17 protein-coding genes and 1 tRNA gene are annotated in these 19,868 nt (G+C 69.9%); 6 read left to right on the forward strand and 12 right to left on the reverse strand.

Going from position 1 to position 19,868, the window contains the following annotated elements:
- Window positions 1-72: 72 nt before the first annotated feature.
- Window positions 73-879 (forward strand): cytochrome C assembly family protein, encoded by an 807-nt coding sequence (locus tag ACYVAK_RS01010; RefSeq protein WP_461057094.1) that lies wholly within the window; start codon window positions 73-75, stop codon window positions 877-879.
- A gap of 15 nt (window positions 880-894) precedes the next feature.
- Here ACYVAK_RS01010 and ACYVAK_RS01015 read toward each other — a convergent pair whose 3' ends face one another.
- The 8 genes from ACYVAK_RS01015 to murJ all read right to left on the reverse strand — a co-directional run bounded on the left by ACYVAK_RS01015 (window position 895) and on the right by murJ (window position 10,127).
- The gene (locus tag ACYVAK_RS01015; RefSeq protein WP_461057096.1) at window positions 895-1,407 is read right to left on the reverse strand and encodes a GNAT family N-acetyltransferase; all 513 of its coding nucleotides are present in this window, start codon (window positions 1,405-1,407) and stop codon (window positions 895-897) included.
- A gap of 54 nt (window positions 1,408-1,461) precedes the next feature.
- Window positions 1,462-2,856, reverse strand: a complete 1,395-nt coding sequence (gene radA, locus ACYVAK_RS01020; RefSeq protein WP_461057098.1) for a DNA repair protein RadA — start codon at window positions 2,854-2,856, stop codon at window positions 1,462-1,464.
- Between the two features lie 213 nt (window positions 2,857-3,069).
- A tRNA-Thr gene (locus ACYVAK_RS01025) sits at window positions 3,070-3,145 on the reverse strand.
- A gap of 37 nt (window positions 3,146-3,182) precedes the next feature.
- Entirely contained in the window at window positions 3,183-4,139 is a 957-nt protein-coding gene (ispH, locus tag ACYVAK_RS01030) for a 4-hydroxy-3-methylbut-2-enyl diphosphate reductase (RefSeq protein WP_461057100.1), read from the reverse strand.
- Window positions 4,136-4,657 carry a signal peptidase II gene (gene lspA, locus ACYVAK_RS01035; RefSeq protein WP_461057102.1) on the reverse strand — a complete coding sequence of 174 codons (522 nt, stop codon included), beginning with the start codon at window positions 4,655-4,657 and terminating at the stop codon, window positions 4,136-4,138. The genes ispH and lspA overlap by 4 nt, the downstream gene beginning before the upstream one ends.
- A gap of 10 nt (window positions 4,658-4,667) precedes the next feature.
- On the reverse strand, window positions 4,668-7,547 hold the full coding sequence (gene ileS / locus ACYVAK_RS01040; protein WP_461057104.1) for an isoleucine--tRNA ligase: 2,880 nt from the start codon (window positions 7,545-7,547) through the stop codon (window positions 4,668-4,670).
- Complete coding sequence (locus ACYVAK_RS01045) at window positions 7,544-8,518, reverse strand: bifunctional riboflavin kinase/FAD synthetase (RefSeq protein ID WP_461057106.1); 975 nt, start codon at window positions 8,516-8,518, stop codon at window positions 7,544-7,546. Before ACYVAK_RS01045 ends, ileS begins: the two co-directional genes overlap by 4 nt.
- 49 nt (window positions 8,519-8,567) lie before the next feature.
- Window positions 8,568-10,127: a murein biosynthesis integral membrane protein MurJ gene (murJ, locus tag ACYVAK_RS01050; RefSeq protein ID WP_461057108.1), complete on the reverse strand. Its 1,560-nt coding sequence runs from the start codon at window positions 10,125-10,127 to the stop codon at window positions 8,568-8,570.
- A gap of 119 nt (window positions 10,128-10,246) precedes the next feature.
- On the opposite strand from murJ, the gene rpsT reads away from it, so the two are divergent.
- On the forward strand, window positions 10,247-10,516 hold the full coding sequence (gene rpsT / locus ACYVAK_RS01055; protein ID WP_297864904.1) for a 30S ribosomal protein S20: 270 nt from the start codon (window positions 10,247-10,249) through the stop codon (window positions 10,514-10,516).
- Between the two features lie 103 nt (window positions 10,517-10,619).
- Here rpsT and cgtA read toward each other — a convergent pair whose 3' ends face one another.
- The 3 genes from cgtA to rplU form a co-directional block, all read right to left on the reverse strand.
- Window positions 10,620-11,711, reverse strand: a complete 1,092-nt coding sequence (cgtA, locus tag ACYVAK_RS01060; RefSeq protein WP_461057110.1) for an Obg family GTPase CgtA — start codon at window positions 11,709-11,711, stop codon at window positions 10,620-10,622.
- Window positions 11,712-11,851: 140 nt separating this feature from the next.
- A complete protein-coding gene (rpmA, locus tag ACYVAK_RS01065; RefSeq protein WP_297864906.1) occupies window positions 11,852-12,112 on the reverse strand; it encodes a 50S ribosomal protein L27 in 261 nt (86 codons plus the stop codon).
- 26 nt (window positions 12,113-12,138) lie between these two features.
- A complete protein-coding gene (rplU, locus tag ACYVAK_RS01070) occupies window positions 12,139-12,450 on the reverse strand; it encodes a 50S ribosomal protein L21 (RefSeq protein WP_461057112.1) in 312 nt (103 codons plus the stop codon).
- Window positions 12,451-12,737: 287 nt separating this feature from the next.
- On the opposite strand from rplU, the gene uvrA reads away from it, so the two are divergent.
- The 4 genes from uvrA to ACYVAK_RS01090 all read left to right on the forward strand — a co-directional run bounded on the left by uvrA (window position 12,738) and on the right by ACYVAK_RS01090 (window position 18,455).
- Window positions 12,738-15,713: an excinuclease ABC subunit UvrA gene (uvrA, locus tag ACYVAK_RS01075; protein ID WP_461057114.1), complete on the forward strand. Its 2,976-nt coding sequence runs from the start codon at window positions 12,738-12,740 to the stop codon at window positions 15,711-15,713.
- Window positions 15,710-16,102, forward strand: coding sequence for an acyl-CoA thioesterase (locus ACYVAK_RS01080; protein ID WP_461057116.1), 393 nt, complete (start codon window positions 15,710-15,712; stop codon window positions 16,100-16,102). The genes uvrA and ACYVAK_RS01080 overlap by 4 nt, the downstream gene beginning before the upstream one ends.
- A 114-nt stretch (window positions 16,103-16,216) precedes the next feature.
- Entirely contained in the window at window positions 16,217-17,695 is a 1,479-nt protein-coding gene (locus ACYVAK_RS01085; protein WP_461057118.1) for a DUF4139 domain-containing protein, read from the forward strand.
- Window positions 17,696-17,705: 10 nt separating this feature from the next.
- Window positions 17,706-18,455 carry an enoyl-CoA hydratase/isomerase family protein gene (locus ACYVAK_RS01090; protein ID WP_461057120.1) on the forward strand — a complete coding sequence of 250 codons (750 nt, stop codon included), beginning with the start codon at window positions 17,706-17,708 and terminating at the stop codon, window positions 18,453-18,455.
- An 11-nt stretch (window positions 18,456-18,466) separates the two neighbouring features.
- Here ACYVAK_RS01090 and ACYVAK_RS01095 read toward each other — a convergent pair whose 3' ends face one another.
- Complete coding sequence (locus ACYVAK_RS01095) at window positions 18,467-19,825, reverse strand: substrate-binding domain-containing protein (RefSeq protein ID WP_461057122.1); 1,359 nt, start codon at window positions 19,823-19,825, stop codon at window positions 18,467-18,469.
- Between the last annotated feature and the right edge of the window lie 43 nt (window positions 19,826-19,868).

Below are 19,868 nucleotides of genomic sequence, written 5' to 3' on the forward strand. Positions count from 1 at the left end.
GGGCGCGAAGTATAGCCCCGGGACCGATGCGAGGCGTTCTCGTTTCCCGTGACGCTGTGCGACACTGCCGCCATGCCCACGGTCTTGATCCTCGCGGCCCTCGCCGCTCTCGCCTATGCGCTCGCCGCCCTCGGGCTGGGACGCCGCCTGCAGGCGGGCGGATCGGCGCACGGCGCTGTCTGGCCCCTGCTTTTCGCCGGCAACGGCGTCCTCTTGCAGCTTGGTCTGCATGTCTGGGCAGGGCACCTGCGCGGCGCGCCGGACTTGCATTTCTACGCCGCGCTGTCGCTGGTGAGCTTGGGCATGGCGGCGCTCTCTGTCGCCGCAGCTCGCCTTGAGCGACTGGAAGCCTTGGGCGTCGTGGTGTTCCCGGTCGCCGCGGCCTGCGTACTGATCTACGCCTTCGGCGCGCAACCCGGGAGCGGCAGCAACGACCTGCCCTGGCCGATCCTGATGCATGCCTGGCTGGCGCTGCTCGCCTACGCCGCCCTTGCGCTCGCGGCGCTGTTCGCCGCCGGCCTCTGGCTGCAGGAGCGCGCCCTGCGACAGCGGCGCATCACCGGCGTCGTAAGGATCCTGCCACCGCTCACGCAGTCGGAAAGCCTGCTATTCCGGACGCTGGTCGCGGCGTTCGCCCTGCTGACGCTGGCGCTGGCAATGGGGCTGGTGTTCGTCGACAACCTCTTCGCCCAGCACCTCATGCACAAGACCGTGCTCTCGCTGCTCAGCTGGGCCGTCTTGGCCACCCTGCTGTTCGGCCATTGGCGCTGGGGCTGGCGGGGTGCCAGGGCCGCGCGTTGGACCTTGGCCGCGATGCTGCTGCTCGGGCTGGCGTTCTTCGGCAGCCGCTTCGTCTACGAGTTCCTGCTGGCGCGCTGAGGCGTTCGCACGGCGTCAACCGCCGAGTTCGGCCAATCGCCCCTCGTCGACCCAGCCGAACACGACGTGATCCTGCACGACACCGTCGCGGATGGCGCGGGCGCGCATCAGGCCCTCACGGACGAAGCCGGCCTTTTCGAGCACGCGAACGGAACCGTGGTTGGCCGAGGCGGCGTAGGCGGTGATTCGCGACAGCTGCCAGCGATGGACGGCCACGGGCAGGACCGCACGGACCACGCGGGCCATCACGCCAAGCCCCCAGTGCACCTCGCCAAGCCAGTAGCCGAGCTCGGCGCTGTGCGCGAACTCGGCCTCGCCGAGGCGGAAGCCAATGCCGCCCACCGCCTCGCCCCCGATCTCGATGGCCCAACCCTCGGGATCGTCCTGCGCCTGCAGGAAAGCGAACCAACGCGCGGCATCGTCGCGGGTGTAGGGGTGTGGAAAGCGCTTCGAGAGGAAGCGGGCCACGCGCGGGTTGTTGGCGTGGCGCACCATGGCCTCGACGTCGCTGGCCGCCCACGGCCGCACCCTCCCCCCCTCGAACGGGACGACGAACGGCTCAGGGGGCCGGGACGCGGCCACTCAATCCACCGCCTGCTCGAGCGCCTCCGCGAGCCGCTCGACGCCGATCACCTCGAGGTCGCCGATGCGGCCGGATTTCGGCGCATTGGCCTTCGGAACGACCGCGCGCTTGAAGCCATGCGTCGAGGCTTCCTTCAGCCGCTCCTCGCCGTTCGGGACCGGACGCAGCTCGCCGGAAAGGCCCACCTCGCCGAAGGCGATCGTCTTTTCCGGCAACGGACGGTCGCGCAGCGAGCTCAGCACGGCGAGCAGCACCGGCAGGTCGGCGGCGGTCTCCTGCACGCGGATGCCGCCGACGACATTGACGAACACGTCCTGGTCGAAGACGCCGACGCCGCCATGGCGATGCAGCACTGCCAGCAGCATCGCGAGCCGGTTCTGCTCGAGGCCCAAGGCCACGCGGCGCGGATTCGCGAGCGGTGACTGGTCGACCAGCGCCTGCACTTCGACCAACAACGGCCGCGTGCCCTCGCGCGTCACCATCACCGCGCTGCCAGGCTGCGGCGAACGCGCGCCGGACAGGAAGATCGCCGAGGGGTTCGACACCTCGCGCAGGCCTTTGTCGCCCATGGCGAAGACGCCGAGTTCATTGACGGCGCCAAAGCGGTTCTTGAAGGCACGCAGCACGCGGAAGCGGCTGCCGGCCTCGCCTTCGAAATAGAGGACGGCATCGACCATGTGCTCGAGCACGCGCGGGCCGGCAATGCCGCCTTCCTTGGTGACATGGCCGACCAGGAACACGGCGGTGCCGGTTTCCTTGGCGAAGCGCACCAGCTTGGCGGCGCTCTCGCGCACTTGGCTCACCGAGCCGGGCGCCGCGGTGAGCAACTCCGACCACAGGGTCTGGATGGAGTCGGCGATCATCAGCCGCGGCTTGGCCTGCGCCGCCTGCGACAGGATGCGCTCGACGCAGGTCTCCGCCAGCGCCTGCACGCCATCGATGCCGAGGCCCAGACGCTGCGCCCGCCCGGCGACCTGCGAGAGGCTTTCCTCGCCGGTGACGTACAGGCCCGGCACGCGCGCGGCCATGGCCGAGATCGCCTGCAGCAGCAGCGTCGATTTGCCGATGCCGGGATCGCCGCCTACCAGCACCACCGAGCCTTCCACGAGGCCGCCGCCGAGGACGCGGTCGAGCTCGCCGATGCCGGTGGACACACGCGATTCGGCTTCATGCTTCACCGCCGCCAGCGGCGTGATGCGGGCCTGCTCCGGCGCACCCGCCCAATTCCCGTGGCGGGAATTCGCCTTGCCCGACGCCGGCTCGACAACGATTTCCGACAGCGTGTTCCAGGCGCCACAGGCCTCGCACTGCCCTTGCCACTTCGAGTAGCTCGCCCCGCAATCGGTGCAGACGTAAGCCGTCTTCGCCTTGGATTTGCTGCCAGTGACCGCCACGCCGTCGCTCCCAAAGACCAAGCGTCGAGCTTGCCATGCGCGGGTCGCACGTCACGAGACGCATTACCCGCGCACGACCCATGGCGTTGGCGGCTCGAGGGGGCAGGAGGGGCACGTCAGCCGGCGCGCCGGGACATCGCGCCATCGGCAGCGGTCACGCCCACCCCATCACGAGGGAGGCTCGGAAAGACGCTTCGGGGACGGAGGGACTGATGGTGCCGGAGAAGGGACTCGAACCCCCGACCTACGCATTACGAATGCGCCGCTCTACCAACTGAGCTACACCGGCATCAGACGGAAGATTTTAGTAGGGCACTGCCCCGCGGTCAATCGACCAGACTGATCCTGAGTTCCTTGGGCAGGGCGAAGACGACGTCTTCCGGCTTGCCGGCAAGCTCTTTCGCCGCGCCGCCACCCAACTCGGCCAGCCTCGCGATGACGCCCTGCACCAGAAGTTCGGGCGCCGAGGCGCCGGCGGTCACCCCGACGCAGCGCTTGCCCTCGACCCAGCGCGGGTCGACGTGCTCCGCCCCGTCGATGAGGTAGGCCTCGACGCCGTTCTTCTCGGCCAGCTCCCGCAGGCGGTTCGAATTCGAACTGCTCGGGCTGCCGACCACAAGGATCAGGTCGCAGCGGGCGGCGAGGTCGCGCACGGCGTCCTGCCGGTTCTGGGTGGCGTAGCAGATGTCGTCGTGGCGCGGCCCCTGCATGGCCGGGAAACGGCGCTGCAGCGTGGCGATGATGTCCTTCGTGTCGTCGACCGAGAGCGTCGTCTGGGTGGTGAAGGCGACGTTCTCGGGCTGGTCGATAGCGATGCGCTCGGCCTGCTCGACGTCCTCCACGAGGTAGATCGAGCCCGTGCCCGCCTCCTTGCGCCACTGCCCCATCGTGCCTTCGACTTCGACGTGGCCGGCATGACCGATCAGAACGACGTCGCGGCCGGCCCGGCAATGCCGCGTCACCTCGATATGCACCTTGGTGACCAGCGGGCACGTGGCATCGAAGACCTTGAACCCACGCTCGGCAGCCTCATGGCGCACGGCCTGCGACACCCCGTGCGCACTGAAGATCAGCGTGGCACCCGGCGGCACGTCGGCAAGGTCCTCGATGAACACAGCGCCTTTGGCCCGCAGGTCCTCCACCACGAACTTGTTGTGCACCACTTCATGGCGCACGTAGATGGGCGCACCCAACTGCTCCAGCGCACGCTGGACGATCTCGATGGCGCGGTCGACACCGGCGCAAAAGCCGCGGGGATTGGCCAGCAACACCTCGAAGCTCATCGACGGGCTCCCGGAAGGAACGTCGCGACCACCAGCAGGACGGCACCGGCCACGATCGCGGAATCCGCGAGGTTGAACACGGGCCAGCTGTGCTCGCGCCAATACCAGTGGATGAAGTCGACCACGTAGCCGAAACGCAGGCGATCGATCAGGTTGCCCAGCGCACCGCCGATGATCAGCGCGAACGGCAGGGCCTCGTGCCAGTGGCCGCGCGGCAGCTTGCGCAGCCAATGCACCAGCAGGCCGCTGATACCGATGGCCAGCGCGCTGAAGAACCAGCGCTGCCAACCCGAGGCCCCGGCGAGGAAGCTGAAGGCCGCGCCGTGGTTCTTGGCGAGCAGCCATTCCCAGAAGCCGTCGATGACAGTGATGGCCGGCCCGCCGTACTCGAGGATCGACAGGAAATAGAGCTTGCTGGCCTGGTCGAGGACGATGACGACGGCGGAGAGCCACAGCCACGCCAGCGCATTGCGGCTGGCAGTGGCCGCGGTCGAAGCGCTTGAGGTCGAAACGGTCACGGGGCGGCGATCAGAAGTAGCGGCGGACTTCGCCCGGGCCGTCGACGTTGTCGACGCAGCGGCCGCAGAGCTCGGGATGGTCGGCGTGCGAGCCGACGTCGTGGCGGTAGTGCCAGCAGCGCACGCACTTCGCCGCCGAGCTTGGCACCGCCCGGATGAACGCACCGGCGACGCCCTCGGCGCCGACCGCATCGTCCGGCTTCGCGGACGCCGGATGCAGGCGCAGCTCGCTGGTGATGAACAGGAAGCGGAGTTCGTCGGCGACCGGCGCCAGCATCCCGAGCGTGGCGTCATCGACGTACAGGTCGATCTCGGCCTCGAGCGAAGCGCCGATCGCGCCGCCGGCGCGCATCGGCTCCAGCACCTTGGCCACGGCCTCGCGCAGGGCCAGCAATCGCGCGAAACCCTCGCCCGACAGCGCGCCACCGGCCGGCAGCGGATCGAGGTCAGCGCTCCATGTGGTGAACAGCACGTGCGCCTCGCGCGATCCCGGCAGGTGCTGCCAGAGCTCGTCGGCGGTGAAGCTCAGGATCGGCGCGATCCAGCGCACCAGCGCGTGGGCGATGCGGAACATCGCCGACTGCGCCGAACGGCGGCCGCGGCTGTCCACCGGCATGGTGTACAGGCGGTCCTTGGTGACGTCGAGGTACAGCGCGCCAAGGTCGTTGGTGCAGTAGTTCTGCAGCGCGGCGACCACGGCGGCGAAGTCGTAGCGGGCGTAGGCCGCCGTGATCTCGGCCTGCACCTCGCCGGCGCGGGCCACCGCCTGCGCGTCGAGCCACAGGAGTTCGCCGTTCGGCAGCCGATGCGTGGCCGGATCGAAACCGGCGAGGTTGCCGAGCAGGAAGCGCGCGGTGTTGCGGATGCGGCGGTAGGCGTCGGCCGTGCGCTTCAGGATGTCGTCGGAGACGGACATCTCGTTGCGGTAGTCGGTGCTGGCCACCCACAAGCGCAGCACGTCGGCGCCCATCTGGTCGATGACCTTCTGCGGCTCGACGACGTTGCCGATCGACTTCGACATCTTCCGGCCCTGCGCATCGACGGTGAAGCCGTGCGTCAGCACCTGCCGGTAGGGCGCGACGCCGTCCATCGCCACGCCGGTGAGCAGCGAGCTCTGGAACCAGCCGCGGTGCTGGTCGGAGCCTTCGAGGTAGAGATCGGCCGGCTTGCCCAGGCCCTCGTCGGCCCGCGCGGCGAGCACGGCCTCGTGGGTGACGCCGGAATCGAACCAGACGTCGAGGATGTCGGTGACCTTCTCGTAGTCGCTGGCCTCGGCGCCGAGCAGTTCGGCGGCATCGAGCGCGAACCACGCGTCCACCCCACCCTGCTCGATCTTCGCGGCCACCGCGGCCATCAGTTCCGCCGTGCGCGGGTGGATCTCGCCGGTGATCCGGTGCGTGAACAGCGCGATCGGCACGCCCCAGGTGCGCTGGCGGGAGATGCACCAGTCCGGACGGCCGTCGACCATGGCGCTGATGCGCGCCTCGCCCCAGTCGGGAAACCAAGCAACGCCCTTGATCGCGGCCAGCGCGTCGGCACGCAGGTTCGCCTGCGTCATCGAGATGAACCACTGCGGCGTGGCGCGGAACGCCACCGGCGTCTTGTGTCGCCAGCAGTGCGGATAGCTGTGGTGCAGCTTGCCCGAGGCCAGCAGCACGCCGCGGGCGGCCAGCGCCGCGACGATGAGGTCGTTCGCCTTCCACAGGTGCGTGCCGGCGATCGCGACCTCGCCGTCCGGCGTCGGGATCGGCGGCGTGCCCGGCAGGTAGAGGCCCTTGCCGTCGACGGGATTGATCTGCGCGGCGGTGTAGCGGTCGGTGAGCCCATAGAGCTTGCCGACGGCGAAGTCCTCCTGGCCGTGGCCCGGCGCGGTGTGCACCGCCCCCGTACCGTCGTCGGCGGTGACGTGGTCGCCGAGGATCAGCGGAATGTCACGCGCGTAGAACGGATGCGCGAGCACGAGGCCCTCGAGCGCGCGGCCCTCGATGCGGCCGAGCACCTGGGCCTCGGCGACGCCGTAGCGCGCCAGCGCCTTCTCGACCAACGCTTCGGCCAGCACGAGCAGCACGCGCTGGCCATCGCGCGCCGGGCCTTCGACCAGCGCATAGGGAAGATCCGCGCCCAGCGTCACCGCCAGCGAGGCCGGCAAGGTCCACGGCGTGGTGGTCCAGATCGGCACGGCGACGATGGCGTCACCGGCGTCGACGCCGAAGGTCGCGGCCAATGCCTTCGGATCGCGCGCGTCGTAGGCGACGTCGACCATCGGCGAGGTCTTGTCGGCGTATTCGATCTCGGCCTCGGCCAGCGCCGAGCCGCAGTCGAAGCACCAGTGCACCGGCTTGGCGCCGCGCACGAGGTGGCCGCGGGCGACGATCTTCGCCAGCGCGCGGACCATGTCGGCCTCGAAGCGGAAATCCATCGTGCGGTAGGGGTGGTCCCAATCGCCCAGCACGCCAAGACGCTGGAAGTCGCGCGACTGGCCGGCGATCTGCTCGGCGGCGTACTCGCGGCACTTCTGCCGGAACGCGGCGGCGTCGAGCTTGTCGCCGACCTTGCCGAACTTCTTCTCGACGGCGAGCTCGATCGGCAGACCGTGGCAGTCCCAGCCCGGCACGTAGGGCGCATCGAAACCGGCCAGCAGCTTCGACTTCACTACGAGATCCTTGAGGATCTTGTTGACCGCATGGCCGATGTGGATGTTGCCGTTGGCGTAGGGCGGGCCGTCGTGCAGCACGAAGCGCGGGCGGCCCGCGGCATTCGCGCGCACCTGGTCGTACAGGCGGCCGTCCTGCCAGCGCTGCAGCGTGACGGGCTCGCGCTTCGGCAGGTCGCCGCGCATCGGGAACGCCGTGTCCGGCAGCGAGATGGTGCTCTTGTAATCGATGCTCACGGCGTCGTCAGGCTCAAGGGTTGGGGATGGCCGGCGCTGGCGCGGCCGGCGAGGATCGCGCGGGCTTCGGCCGAATCGCGATCCATCTGTTCGATCAGGGCGGGCAGGCCGTCGAACTTCAGCTCGTCGCGCAGCTTGGCGACGAACTCGACGCTCAGGCGCTTGCCGTAGAGATCGCCATTGAAGTCGAACAGGTGGGCTTCGAGCAGGGGCTCCTTGCCGTTCACCGTGGGCCGCGTGCCGAGGCTGGAGACGCTGGCCATCGGCCGGTCGCCGACACCGTGCACCCAGGTGGCGAAGATGCCGTGCATCGGCGGGCGCTTGCCGCCGAAGCGCAGGTTCGCCGTCGGGTAGCCCAGCGTGCGGCCGAGCTGCTTGCCGCGCACGACGCGGCCGGGGATGGCGTAGGGCCGGCCCAGAAGCACCGCGGCGCGGTCGAGTTCGGCATTCGCGAGCGCAGCGCGCACGGCGGTGCTCGACACGCGCTCACCGGCATCCTCGACCAGCGGCAACGCGTGCGTCGCGAAGCCGAGCTCGGCGCCCATCCGCTGCAGCAGCGCGACGTCACCGCCGCGGCGGTGGCCGAAGCGGAAATCGGGACCGACCCACACTTCGCAGGCGTGCAGCTTCGCCACCAGCACCGCGCGGACGAAATCCTCAGCGGCCATGGCGACCATCGCCGGGTTGAAGCGCAGCAGGCCGATCACATCGACCTCGAGCGATTGCAGGCCCGCGATCTTCGCAGCAGGCAGGATCAATCGCGCCGGCGGCTCGGGCGCCATGAAGAATTCGCGCGGCAGCGGCTCGAAGCTCAGCACCACGAGCGGCAGGCCGAGCTCGCGCGCACGGGCGCGGGCGCGGCCGATCAGCGCCTGATGACCCCGATGCAGGCCGTCGAACGCACCGATGCAGACCACGCTGCCGGCGGGGGTGGGCGACGCGCCCCCGATGTCACGGAACAGCAGGCTCATAAGCCCTGGAGTATAGCGGCCAAGGCCCGACGAAGCGGCGCCCCGCGGTTCAGTGCGCCCACACCTGCCGGGGTCGAACGCCGAGCGCCAGCAGGGCCGCGGCATAGACCGCGGCACCGGCCGCGACGCAACCGAGGACCCAGCCCACCCTGGGCCACAGCGGCATGGCCGTGAAGTCGCCCAGCCAGGCGCGCAGGCCCCACAGCGCCACCGCCATCGCGGCCGCCGCCAGCAGCACCTGCACGAGGTAACGGATCCACCCCGGCTGTCGGCGATAGATGCCCTCTCGATGCAGCCATACCCAAAGCAGGACCGCGTTCGCCACCCCGGCGAGCGCCGTGGCCAGCGCGATGCCCGCGTGGGCGCCATGCACGCCGTAGTGCCAGAGCGGCGTGGTGATGGCGGCAGTCAGCGCGACGTTGATGAACACCGTGACCACCGCGGCACGCATCGGCGTCTTGGTGTCCTGGCGGGCGAAGAAGGCCGGCAGCAACACCTTGGTCAGCATGAAGGCGGGCACGGCGATGGCCGTGGCCGACAGCGCGAGGCCGGTCATCCGCGCGTCGTCGGCGGTGAACGCCCCGTGCTGGAACATGGCCGAGGCCAAGGGTTCGGCCAGCATGAGCAGGCCAACGCCCGCCGGGATGCCGGCCAGCATCACCATGCGCAGCCCCCAGTCGATGGCCTTGGCATAGCCCTCGCCGTCCCCCGCCGCGTGGCGCGAACTGAGGTGCGGCAGGATCACCGTGCCGATGGCCACGCCGAACAGGCCCAGCGGGAACTCGCTGAGGCGGTCGGCGTTGTAGAGCCAGGTCTGGCTGCCGGTGACGAGCAGCGAGGCGAAGATGGTGCCGACGATCAGGTTCAGCTGGGCGACCGAGGACGAGAACAGCGTCGGCAGCATCAGCGCGCCGACCTGGCGCACGGCGGGATGGCGGAAATCCAGCCGGAACCGCGGCCGCGCGCCGATCCGCCCGAGGGCCGGCCACAGCAGGGCGAACTGCAGCGCCCCGGCCAGCAGCACGCCCCAGGCCAAGGCCATCGGTGGCACATCGAACAGCGGCGCCAGCGCCAACATCGCCGCGATCATTGCGACGTTGTGCAGCACGGGGGTCACGGCCGCCAGGCCGAAGCGGCCATGGCTGTTCAGCACGGCACCGGCCAAGGCCGTCATCGAGATGAAGACAAGGTAAGGAAAGGTCACGCGCAGCATCGCCGCGATGACGTCGATCTGGCCCGGCTGGTCGAGCGCCCCGGGGGCGAAGACCGCGGCGATCCATGGCGCCGCGAGCATGCCGAGCCCGGCCACGACGATCACGACGGCACACAAAGCGCCAGCGACGTGGTCGAGGAATTCCCGCACCGCCTCGCGATCGCCCTGCTCTTTCAATGCCGAGTACGCGGGCACGAAGGCCGACGAGAAAGAGCCCTCGGCGAAGATGCGCCGCAGGTAGTTCGGGATCCGGTAGGCGATGACGAAGGCGTCCATCGCTGCCGAGGCGCCGAACAGGCTGGCCTGCAGCACGTCGCGGGCGAAGCCGGCGAGGCGGGACAGCAGGGTCATGGCGCTGAAAACGGCCGTGGACCGCAGCAGGGCAGGCTTCTTCACGCGGGGTTCCTGAACGCCAGGGCCGGAAAGCCGCTTACTTCTTGACGCACCAAGGTTTTTCCCCAATACTCCGCGGTCTTTCGTGCACCATCTTACCCAGTTTCACGCAGGAGCCGTCCGTGGCCAACATCAAGTCCGCCAAGAAGCGCGCCAAGCAGGCCGCTGTTCGCAATGCCCGCAACTCGGCCCAGCGCTCGATGCTGCGTACCGCCGTCAAGAAGGTCGTCAAGGCCATCGATGCCAAGGACGCCGCCGCCGCGGAAGCCGCCTTCGCCATCGCCCAGCCGATCCTCGACCGCTACGCCTCGCGTGGCCTGATCCACAAGAACAAGGCCGCCCGCCACAAGGCCCGCCTGAACGGTCACATCAAGGCCCTCAAGGCCGCCTGATCCAAGGGCGCCGCCTTCCATGGTCCCACGTGGACCATGGAACACGAAAAAGCCGGCATTTGCCGGCTTTTTTGTTGCCTGCCGCTGACGGATCCGGGCGCCGTCAGGCGCCCTCGCCCGTCCGCGGCGCCGGGCCGTTTCGCTGGACCCATGCAGCGTCCTCGGCCGCTTCGGCCGCCTGGTGCTTCAGGTCGTCGAAGAACTGCTGCACCTTCAACATAATCGGGCGCGTGCCCTCGCGGCTAATGGCCGAGACCACGAAGTGCGGCGCAGTCCAGCCCAACCGCTTCACGACATCGGCGACGCGCTCGGCGGTCTCTTCCTCGTCGAGCAGATCGGCCTTGTTGAGCACCAGCCAGCGCGGCTTCTCCAGCATCGCCGGGTCGTACTTGCGCAGCTCGTTCTCGATCGCCCGCACCTGCTCCACCGGATCGACGCCCTCGTCCATCGGCGCCATGTCCACGAGATGCAGCAACAGGCGGGTGCGCTGCACGTGGCGCAGGAACAGCGCGCCGAGGCCGGCGCCGTCGGCCGCGCCCTCGATGAGGCCAGGGATGTCGGCGATCACGAAGCTCTTGAAGGCCTCGACGCTGACCACGCCGAGGTTCGGATACAGCGTGGTGAACGGGTAGTCCGCCACCTTCGGCGTCGCCGCCGAGACGGCGCGGATGAAGGTGCTCTTGCCGGCGTTCGGGAAGCCCAACAGGCCGACGTCGGCGAGCAGCTTCAGCTCGAGGCGGAGCTCGCGCTCCTCGCCCGGCCAACCCGGCGTCGCCTTGCGCGGAGCACGGTTCACCGAGGTCTTGAAGTGGATGTTGCCCTTGCCGCCGTCGCCGCCCTTGGCGACCAGCAGGCGCTGCCCGTGCTCGGTGAGGTCGCCGATGATCTCGTCGGTGGCGACGTTGCACACGGCGGTGCCGACCGGCACGCGGATGACCACGTCCTCGCCGGACTTGCCGTACATGTCGCGCCCCATGCCGTTCTGTCCGCGCTGCGCGCGGTAGACGCGCTGGTGGCGGAAGTCGATCAGGGTGTTGAGGTTCTCGTCGGCAACCAGCCAGACGCTGCCGCCGTTGCCGCCGTCACCGCCGTCGGGGCCACCGAGCGGGATGAACTTCTCGCGGCGGAAACTGATGCAGCCGTTGCCGCCGTTGCCGGCGTGGACGGAGATCTCGGCTTCGTCGACGAATTTCATGGGGAACTCCAAGTGGGCGGCGGCCGGCCTCGCGAGGCGGCGCCGCCAGAAACGACGACGCCCCGCCGTGGCGGAGCGTCGTGTGTTGCGGTGCGTGGCGAGCGGCGACTCCGGCAGGCCGGGACCGCGTCGCGGGCCGATTACTCGGCGCCGACCACGCTCACGGTGCGGCGCTTGTTGGCGCCCTTCACCGAGAAATCGACCTTGCCGTCGACCAGCGCGTACAGCGTGTGGTCGCGACCGATGCCGACGCCGGCACCCGGATGGAACTCGGTGCCGCGCTGGCGGACGATGATGTTGCCGGCTTCGACGGCCTGGCCGCCGAAGATCTTCACACCGAGGTACTTCGGGTTGGAATCGCGGCCGTTACGGGTCGAGCCAACGCCCTTTTTACTTGCCATGACGTGTTCTCCTTAGGACGGACGGATCAGGCCGAAATGCCGGTGATCTCGAGTTCGGTGAAGTGCTGCCGGTGGCCCATCTGCTTGCGATGGTGCTTGCGGCGGCGGAACTTGACGATGCGGACCTTGTCCAGGCGGCCGTGACCCTTGACGGTCGCGGTGACCTTGGCGCCCGCCACCTTCGGCGCGCCGACGGTGATCTTCTCACCATCGCCGACCAGGAGGACGTCATTGATTTCGATGTTGGCGCCCGGCTCGGCGTCGATCAGCTCGACGCGGAGGGTTTCGCCCTTCATCACGCGGTACTGCTTACCGCCGGTGACGACGACTGCGTACATGTTGCGATTCCTATGTAGTTCTTCTTAGGGATTCGGCTGCCGGCTGGGCCGTCGGCCACCCCCACGCGGCGCCGGTCGGGCCGGGCTGGACGCAGGGAGTCGCGAAGTATGGGGGAGCGCCCCGGTCGGGTGCAAGCCGAGGATCGGGTTCGTTCAGGCAGGGCCGGCCGCGGACGGCGGGCCGGAAACGGCCCCGGGGGCGGCTGCCGGCGCCGTGCGTCGAGGGGTCACGGCCCGGCGACGTGGGAGGGCTAGACTAGCCGATTGCCCCTGCGCCCAGACCCTCCATGGACCAGATCCGCATCCGCGGCGCCCGCACCCACAACCTGAAGAACATCGATCTCGACCTGCCGCGAGACCAGCTCATCGTCATCACCGGGCTGTCCGGCTCCGGCAAGAGCTCGCTGGCCTTCGACACGATCTACGCGGAAGGCCAGCGCCGCTACGTCGAGTCGCTCTCGGCCTACGCGCGGCAGTTCCTGTCGGTGATGGAGAAGCCGGACCTCGACCACATCGAGGGCCTCTCGCCGGCCATCTCGATCGAGCAGAAATCGACCTCGCACAACCCGCGGTCGACGGTCGGCACGATCACCGAGATCCACGACTACCTGCGCCTGCTCTACGCCCGCGTGGGCACCCCGCGCTGCCCCGACCACGACGCACCGCTGGAAGCGCAGACGATCGGCCAGATGGTCGACACCGTGCTGGCCATGCCGGAGGACAAGCGCCTGATGCTGCTGGCCCCCGTGGTCCGCGACCGCAAGGGCGAGCACGCGCAGGTGTTCGACGCCCTGCGCGCGCAGGGCTACGTCCGCGTGCGCGTGGATGGCGTGGTGCACGAGATCGACGCCGTGCCGAAGCTCGAGCTGCGGGTGAAACACACGATCGAGGCGGTGGTCGACCGATTCAAGCCGCGCCCCGACCTGAAGCAGCGCCTCGCCGAGAGCTTCGAGACGACGCTGAAGCTGGCCGATGGCGTGGCCCTGGTGGTGGACATGGACGATCCGGCCGCGGCCCCGCAGATGTTCAGCAGCAAGTACGGCTGCCCGCACTGCGACTACTCGTTGCCCGAACTCGAGCCGCGCCTGTTCTCCTTCAACTCGCCGGTCGGCGCCTGCCCGACCTGCGACGGCCTCGGCCTGACGCAGGTCTTTGATGCGGCGAAGGTCGTCGGCCACCCGGAACTGAGCCTGGCCAACGGCGCGGTGCGCGGCTGGGACCGCCGCAACATCTACTACTTCCAGCTCGTCGCTGCGCTCGCCAAACACTACGGCTTCAGCGTGGACACGCCCTGGCAGGACCTGCCGGCCAAGGCCCGCGACGCCGTGCTGAACGGCTCGGGCGGCGAAGCCATCGCCTTCACCTACATCACCGAGAACGGCGGCCGCAGCCAGCGCAAGCACCCGTTCGAGGGCATCCTGCCGAACCTGCAGCGCCGCTACCGCGAGACCGAATCGCAGACGGTGCGCGAGGAGCTGGCAAAGTACATCAGCGACCAGCCCTGCCCCGACTGCGGCGGCGCGCGCCTGAACCGGATGGCGCGCCATGTGTTCGTCGATGGCCGCAACCTGCCGGCGGTGGCGCACCTGCCGGTCGACGCCTGCATGGCCTTCTTCAGCGAGCTCACGCTGCCGGGGTGGCGCGGCGAGATCGCGGTGAAGATCGTCAAGGAGATCCGCGAGCGCCTGCGCTTCCTCGTCGACGTCGGCCTTGATTACCTCACGCTCGACCGCCAGGCCGACTCGCTGTCCGGCGGCGAAGCGCAACGCATCCGCCTCGCCTCGCAGATCGGCGCCGGCCTCGTCGGCGTGATGTACGTGCTCGACGAGCCTTCGATCGGCCTGCACCAGCGCGACAACGAGCGCCTGCTCGGCACCCTCACCCGCCTGCGCGACCTCGGCAACACGGTGATCGTCGTCGAGCACGACGAGGACGCCATCCGCCTCGCCGACCACGTGGTGGACATCGGCCCCGGTGCCGGCGTGCACGGCGGCGAAGTCGTCGGCCAAGGCACGGTCGAGCAGATCATGGCATCAAAGCGCTCGATCACCGGCCAGTACCTGAGCGGAGAGCGCCGCATCGAGGTGCCGTCGAGGCGCCACCCGCCGCGCAAGGGCGAGTGGCTGAAGCTGCTCGGCGCCAGCGGCAACAACCTCAAGAACGTCGACCTCGAGATCCCCGCCGGCCTGTTCGTCGCGGTGACGGGCGTGTCGGGTTCCGGCAAGTCCACCCTCATCAACGACACGCTGTTCGCGCTCGCGTCCCGCGAGCTCAATGGTTCGGGCGCGACGCCCGCGCCGCACCGCGACGTCGTGGGCATGGACCTGTTCGACAAGGTCGTCGACATCGACCAGACGCCGATCGGCCGCACGCCGCGCTCGAACCCGGCGACCTACACCGGCCTGTTCACGCCGCTGCGCGAGCTCTACGCGCAGGTGCCGGAGGCCCGCGCCCGCGGCTACGCGCCGGGCCGCTTCAGCTTCAACGTGCGCGGCGGCCGCTGCGAGGCCTGCCAGGGCGACGGCCTGATCAAGGTGGAAATGCACTTCCTGCCGGACGTGTACGTGCCCTGCGACGTCTGCCACGGCAAGCGCTACAACCGCGAGACGCTGGAGATCCTCTACAAGGGCTACAGCATCCACGACGTGCTGGAGATGACGGTCGAGGACGCGCTCAAGCTGTTCGAGCCGGTGCCGTCGATCGCCCGCAAGCTCGAGACGCTGATGGACGTCGGCCTGAGCTACATCAAGCTCGGCCAGAGCGCGACGACGCTCTCCGGCGGCGAGGCGCAGCGCGTGAAGCTGTCGAAGGAGCTGTCGCGGCGCGACACCGGCCGCACGCTCTACATCCTCGACGAGCCGACCACCGGCCTGCACTTCGCCGACATCGAGCACCTGCTCGCCGTGCTGCACAAGCTGCGCGACGACGGCAACACGGTGGTGGTCATCGAGCACAACCTCGACGTGGTGAAGACCGCGGACTGGGTGATCGACCTCGGCCCCGAGGGCGGCCACCGCGGCGGCACCATCGTCGCGACCGGCACGCCGGAGCAGATCGCCGCGCATCCGTCGTCGCACACCGGGCACTTCCTCGCCAAGCTGCTGGACGCCGCTCCGGCGACCGCGCCGGTGGCCCCGGCCCCTCGGCGCATGAAGGCGGCACCGCCGCCGCCCGTGCGCCTGACGGAGGAAGAGAAGGTCGCGGCCAAGAAAGCCGCGAAAAAGGCCGCGAAGGCCGCCACCAAGACGAAGGAAAGGGCATGAAGACCGTCTTCGAGATCGCGATGGACGTGCGCTGGGGCGACATGGACGCCTTCAACCACGTGAACAACGCCAGCTACCTCCGCTTCATCGAGGAAGCGCGCGTGGCCTGGTTCAAGAGCCTCACCGCGGACTGGGCCGCCGTCGACTGCGCGCCGATCCTCGCCGCGGCGACGATGAACTACCGCCGCCCCATCGGTTGGCCGGAACGCCTGCGCGTGACGCTGCACGCGGAAAAGCTGGGCACGAAGAGCCTGACGCTTGGCCACCGCATCGAGAGTGCGACGCAGGGCGGCGTGCTGTACGCCGACGGCACCACCGTGATGGTGTGGGTCGACCACGGCGGCGCGTCGATTCCGCTGCCGGCAAGCATCCGCGCGGCCTGCGAGTAGCCCCCCTCAGGCGAGCGGACAACCCGGGCTGAACACGAGGCCAAGTCCTGACCCCGGGGCTTGGCCTCGTCCGTTGATGGGCTCACGATCCCACCACCCACGACGGAGTCCCCCATGCCCTTTCCGCGCGTCCGCACTGCCCCCACCACCCTTGCCGTCGCCCTTTCGCTGGGAGTTGCCTCGATGACCGCCGCCGCGCCGCAACGCCTGACCGTGTACAGCGGTGGATTCGATGCCGTCAGCCAGACCCGCGGCGGCAGCGCGCAGGCCGGCTACGCCCTGGTGCAGCGACCGGTGCGCGTGACGCCCGGCGAGTGGTCGATCGACGACCTGCCGCTCGCGCTCGACCCGTCCACCGTGCAGCTCATCGGCGACGGCGTGGCGGTGCGCAGCCAGCGCTACGACTTCGCCACCGCCGACCACGCCCAGCTGCTGCAGCGCGCCGTGGGCCGAACGATCACCGTCGAGCAGAACCTCGCCACCGGCGTGCGCGAATACACCGGCACCCTCGTCGCCGTGGGCAACGGCCTCACCTTGCGGGAGGCGAACGGGCAGCTGCGCGTGCTGTCGGGCTACAGCGGCTTCACGATGGCCCAGCCGCCCGGCGGCCTGGTGGCACGCCCCACCCTGCGTTTCCTGGTCGACGCGCCGGCCGAACGCGACGCCCGCCTCGATTACGCCACGGCCGGGCTCGCCTGGCGCGCCGAGTACCGGGCGGTGCTGCGCGGCAACGGCGCCGGCTGCCGGATGGCCCTCGAGGGCCACGCGATGGTCGCGAACCGATCGGGCGTCGACTTCGACGACGTCGCGTTGGATCTGGTGGCGGGCGAACCGAACCGCCGCGTCGACGTGATCCAGGTGAGTGGAACGATGCTGCGCGCGGCCGCGGCGCCGCCGGAGGCCAAGATGATGGCCGACGAAGGCGCACCCTCGGTGTCGGCCTCGGGCGAGAACCACCGCTACACCCTGCCCGGCACCGGCGACCTGCCCGATGGCTCGCTGCAGCGCCTGCCGCTGATCAAGGCCGCGGCCGACGTGCCCTGCGAGCGCCGTCTCGTGGCGGTGCGCAACGACGGCGACTGGATGCCGGATCGGCCGATGATCCATCGCGAGCTTGGCGGCGACGGGGAGGTGCCGGTGCGCTCGCGCCTCGTGTTCAAGAACGATCGCGCCGCCGGGCTTGGCGTGCCCCTGCCCGCCGGCCGTCTGCGCGCCTTCGACGGCACCGAACTGCTCGGCGAGGCGGACCTCGGCCACACCGCGGCGGGCCGCGAACTCGACCTCGATCTCGGCGGCGCCTTCGACGTGACGGCCGAGCGCCGCGCGGTCGATTTCCAGCTGGACCGCAGCGGACGGACGATGACCGAAACCGTCGAATGGACCCTGCGCAACGCCAAGCCGGCGGAGGCCACCGTGCGCCTCGGCGACCGCCTGCCGCGCTGGACCGACTGGCAGCTCGTCGAAGGCGGCGAACGCTTCCGCAAGAAGGACGCGCAGCGCATCGAAGCCGACGTCCGCCTGCCGGCGGGCGGCGAGACGGTGCTGCGCTACACCGTGCGCTATCGTTGGGCCGCCGACATCACCCTCGACTGAGACACCCCCCATGCTCGAACGCATCGCCCACGGCAACGTGCTCGAAATCCGCCTCGCGCGGCCGCCCGTCAATGCCCTGAACCCGGAACTGCTCGCCGCGCTGGCCGCGGCCTTCTCACCGGCGCAGCTGCACGGCGTCGAAGGCGTCGTTCTCTCGGGTGGGCCGAAGGTCTTCTCCGGCGGACTCGACGTGCCGCACCTGCTGGGCCTCGACCGCGCCGGCCTCACCGCCGCGTGGTCGGGCTTCTTCGCCGCCGCGCGCGCCATCGCCCACTGCCCCGTGCCCGTGGTCGCCGCGATCGGCGGCCACAGCCCGGCCGGCGGCTGCGTGCTGGCGCTGTGCTGCGACTACCGCGTGATGGCGCGCGGCGCCTACCGCATCGGCCTCAACGAAACGCAGGTCGGGCTGGTGGTGCCGGACGCGATCCAGGTGCTGATGCGCCGCGTGATCGGCACGCACCGCGCCGAGCGCCTGATGGTGGCGGGCGCGATGATCGAATCGGAACAGGCGCTGGCCATCGGCCTCGTCGACGAACTGACCGACGCCGACCACGTCACCGCGCGCGGCCTGCACTGGCTCGGCGAGCTGGCCGCCCTGCCCCGCGAGCCGATGCTGACGACGCGCAAGATCGCTCGCGCCGATCTCCACGCGGCGCTCGACGGCTTCAGCGACGACGAGCTCGATGGCTTCGTCGACCGCTGGTTCGCGAAGGCGACCCAGGACGCGCTGCACGCCCTGGTGGCGAAGCTCAAGAAGTAATCGACGCGACCTCAGCGCTGCCCGCCGACCGCGGCGGCGGCGCCGATCGGACGGATCCACACCTCCACACGACGGTTGCGCAGTCGGCCTTGCCGCGTGTCGTTGCTGGCCACCGGCGCGATCTGCCCCAGCCCGCGCTGGCGGGCCACGCGCAGCCCCTTCGTCCTCAGCTCGGCGGCCACGAGGTCGACGCGATCGTTGCTCAGCGAGAGCGCGAGGTAGGGCGTCGTTTCGGAACGATCAGCGAACCCGATCAGCAGCAGCTCGTGGCCCCGCTGCCGCGCTCCGGCCATGAAGCGGGACAAACGCTCGATGTCCTCCACGGCCTTGTTGTCGAGCACGGCCACACCCTCGCCGAAGCGGAAGTTGAGGCTCAGGCGACGCGCCCCGGCGACGAGCGCGCGGTACTCCCCATGCACCGGGGGCGGTTGGTCGAGCGCGCGGATGTCCTGCGGCACGAAGCCCACGTCGGCGACGACCTGCTGGCCCGATGGCCCCAGCGCGAAATCGATGAGCGCTTGCACTTCCGCACGCGGGTGCGCCGTGCTGTACAGGAACAGGCGGCGCGATAGCACGTAGTCCTCGGTGGCGACGCTGAGCGTCGTCGGCGCCATCGGCACGGTGCCGCGCTCCGAGAGGGCCAACGGCTTGGCACGCCCCACGCCGGCGAGGCCGACGAAGCCGATGGCCTGCGGGTCCGCCGCGACCGCCGCCGCCAGCTGCTCGGTCGATTCATAGCGCGTGGCGGCCGGACTGAGGGCCGCCTCGCCCATCACGAGCGACTGGAAGGTGTCGAAAGTGCCGGAGCGGTCGTCGCGGGCATGCAGCACCACCGGCCCGGGCACGCCACCGAACTGCGACCAGTCGCGCACCCGCCCGGAAAACAGCGCGCGGACCTGCTCGACGGTCAGGGCCGAGACGGGATTGCCCGGATGCACGATCACGGACAAGCCGTCGAGCGCGATGACGTGCTCCAAACCTTTCTCGTAGAGCGGGCCGATCAGCCGTGCGCCCTGCACCTCCTGCTCGCGCACCGCGCGGGAGGCCATCCACAGGTCGCAATCGCCGTCACGCAGGGCGGCGAAACCGGTGCTGGTGCCATGGGCGAGCACGTCGACGACGAGCGGGCCTTCCGGCGTGGTGAAGTGCAGCCGCGATTCGTCGAGGGCGGGCGCGTGCTGGCCGTTGAAACGCCAGCCCTGCTGGGCAGCCCACGCCTTGGCCAGCTCGGGCGCCAAGCGCTGACCGACGGTGTTCGAGCCGGAGAGGCAAACCCGCGCGGCACCTGCTGGAGCCTGCGCCTGCACCATCAACGCCCCAGCGAGCAGCAGGCCCGCGAACACGCCACGCCAACGAGAAAAGCCACGCATCGCGCCATCCGACTGCCGAAAGCCCAACAGCGTGGCGACGCGC

The organism is Silanimonas algicola (assembly GCF_054777375.1).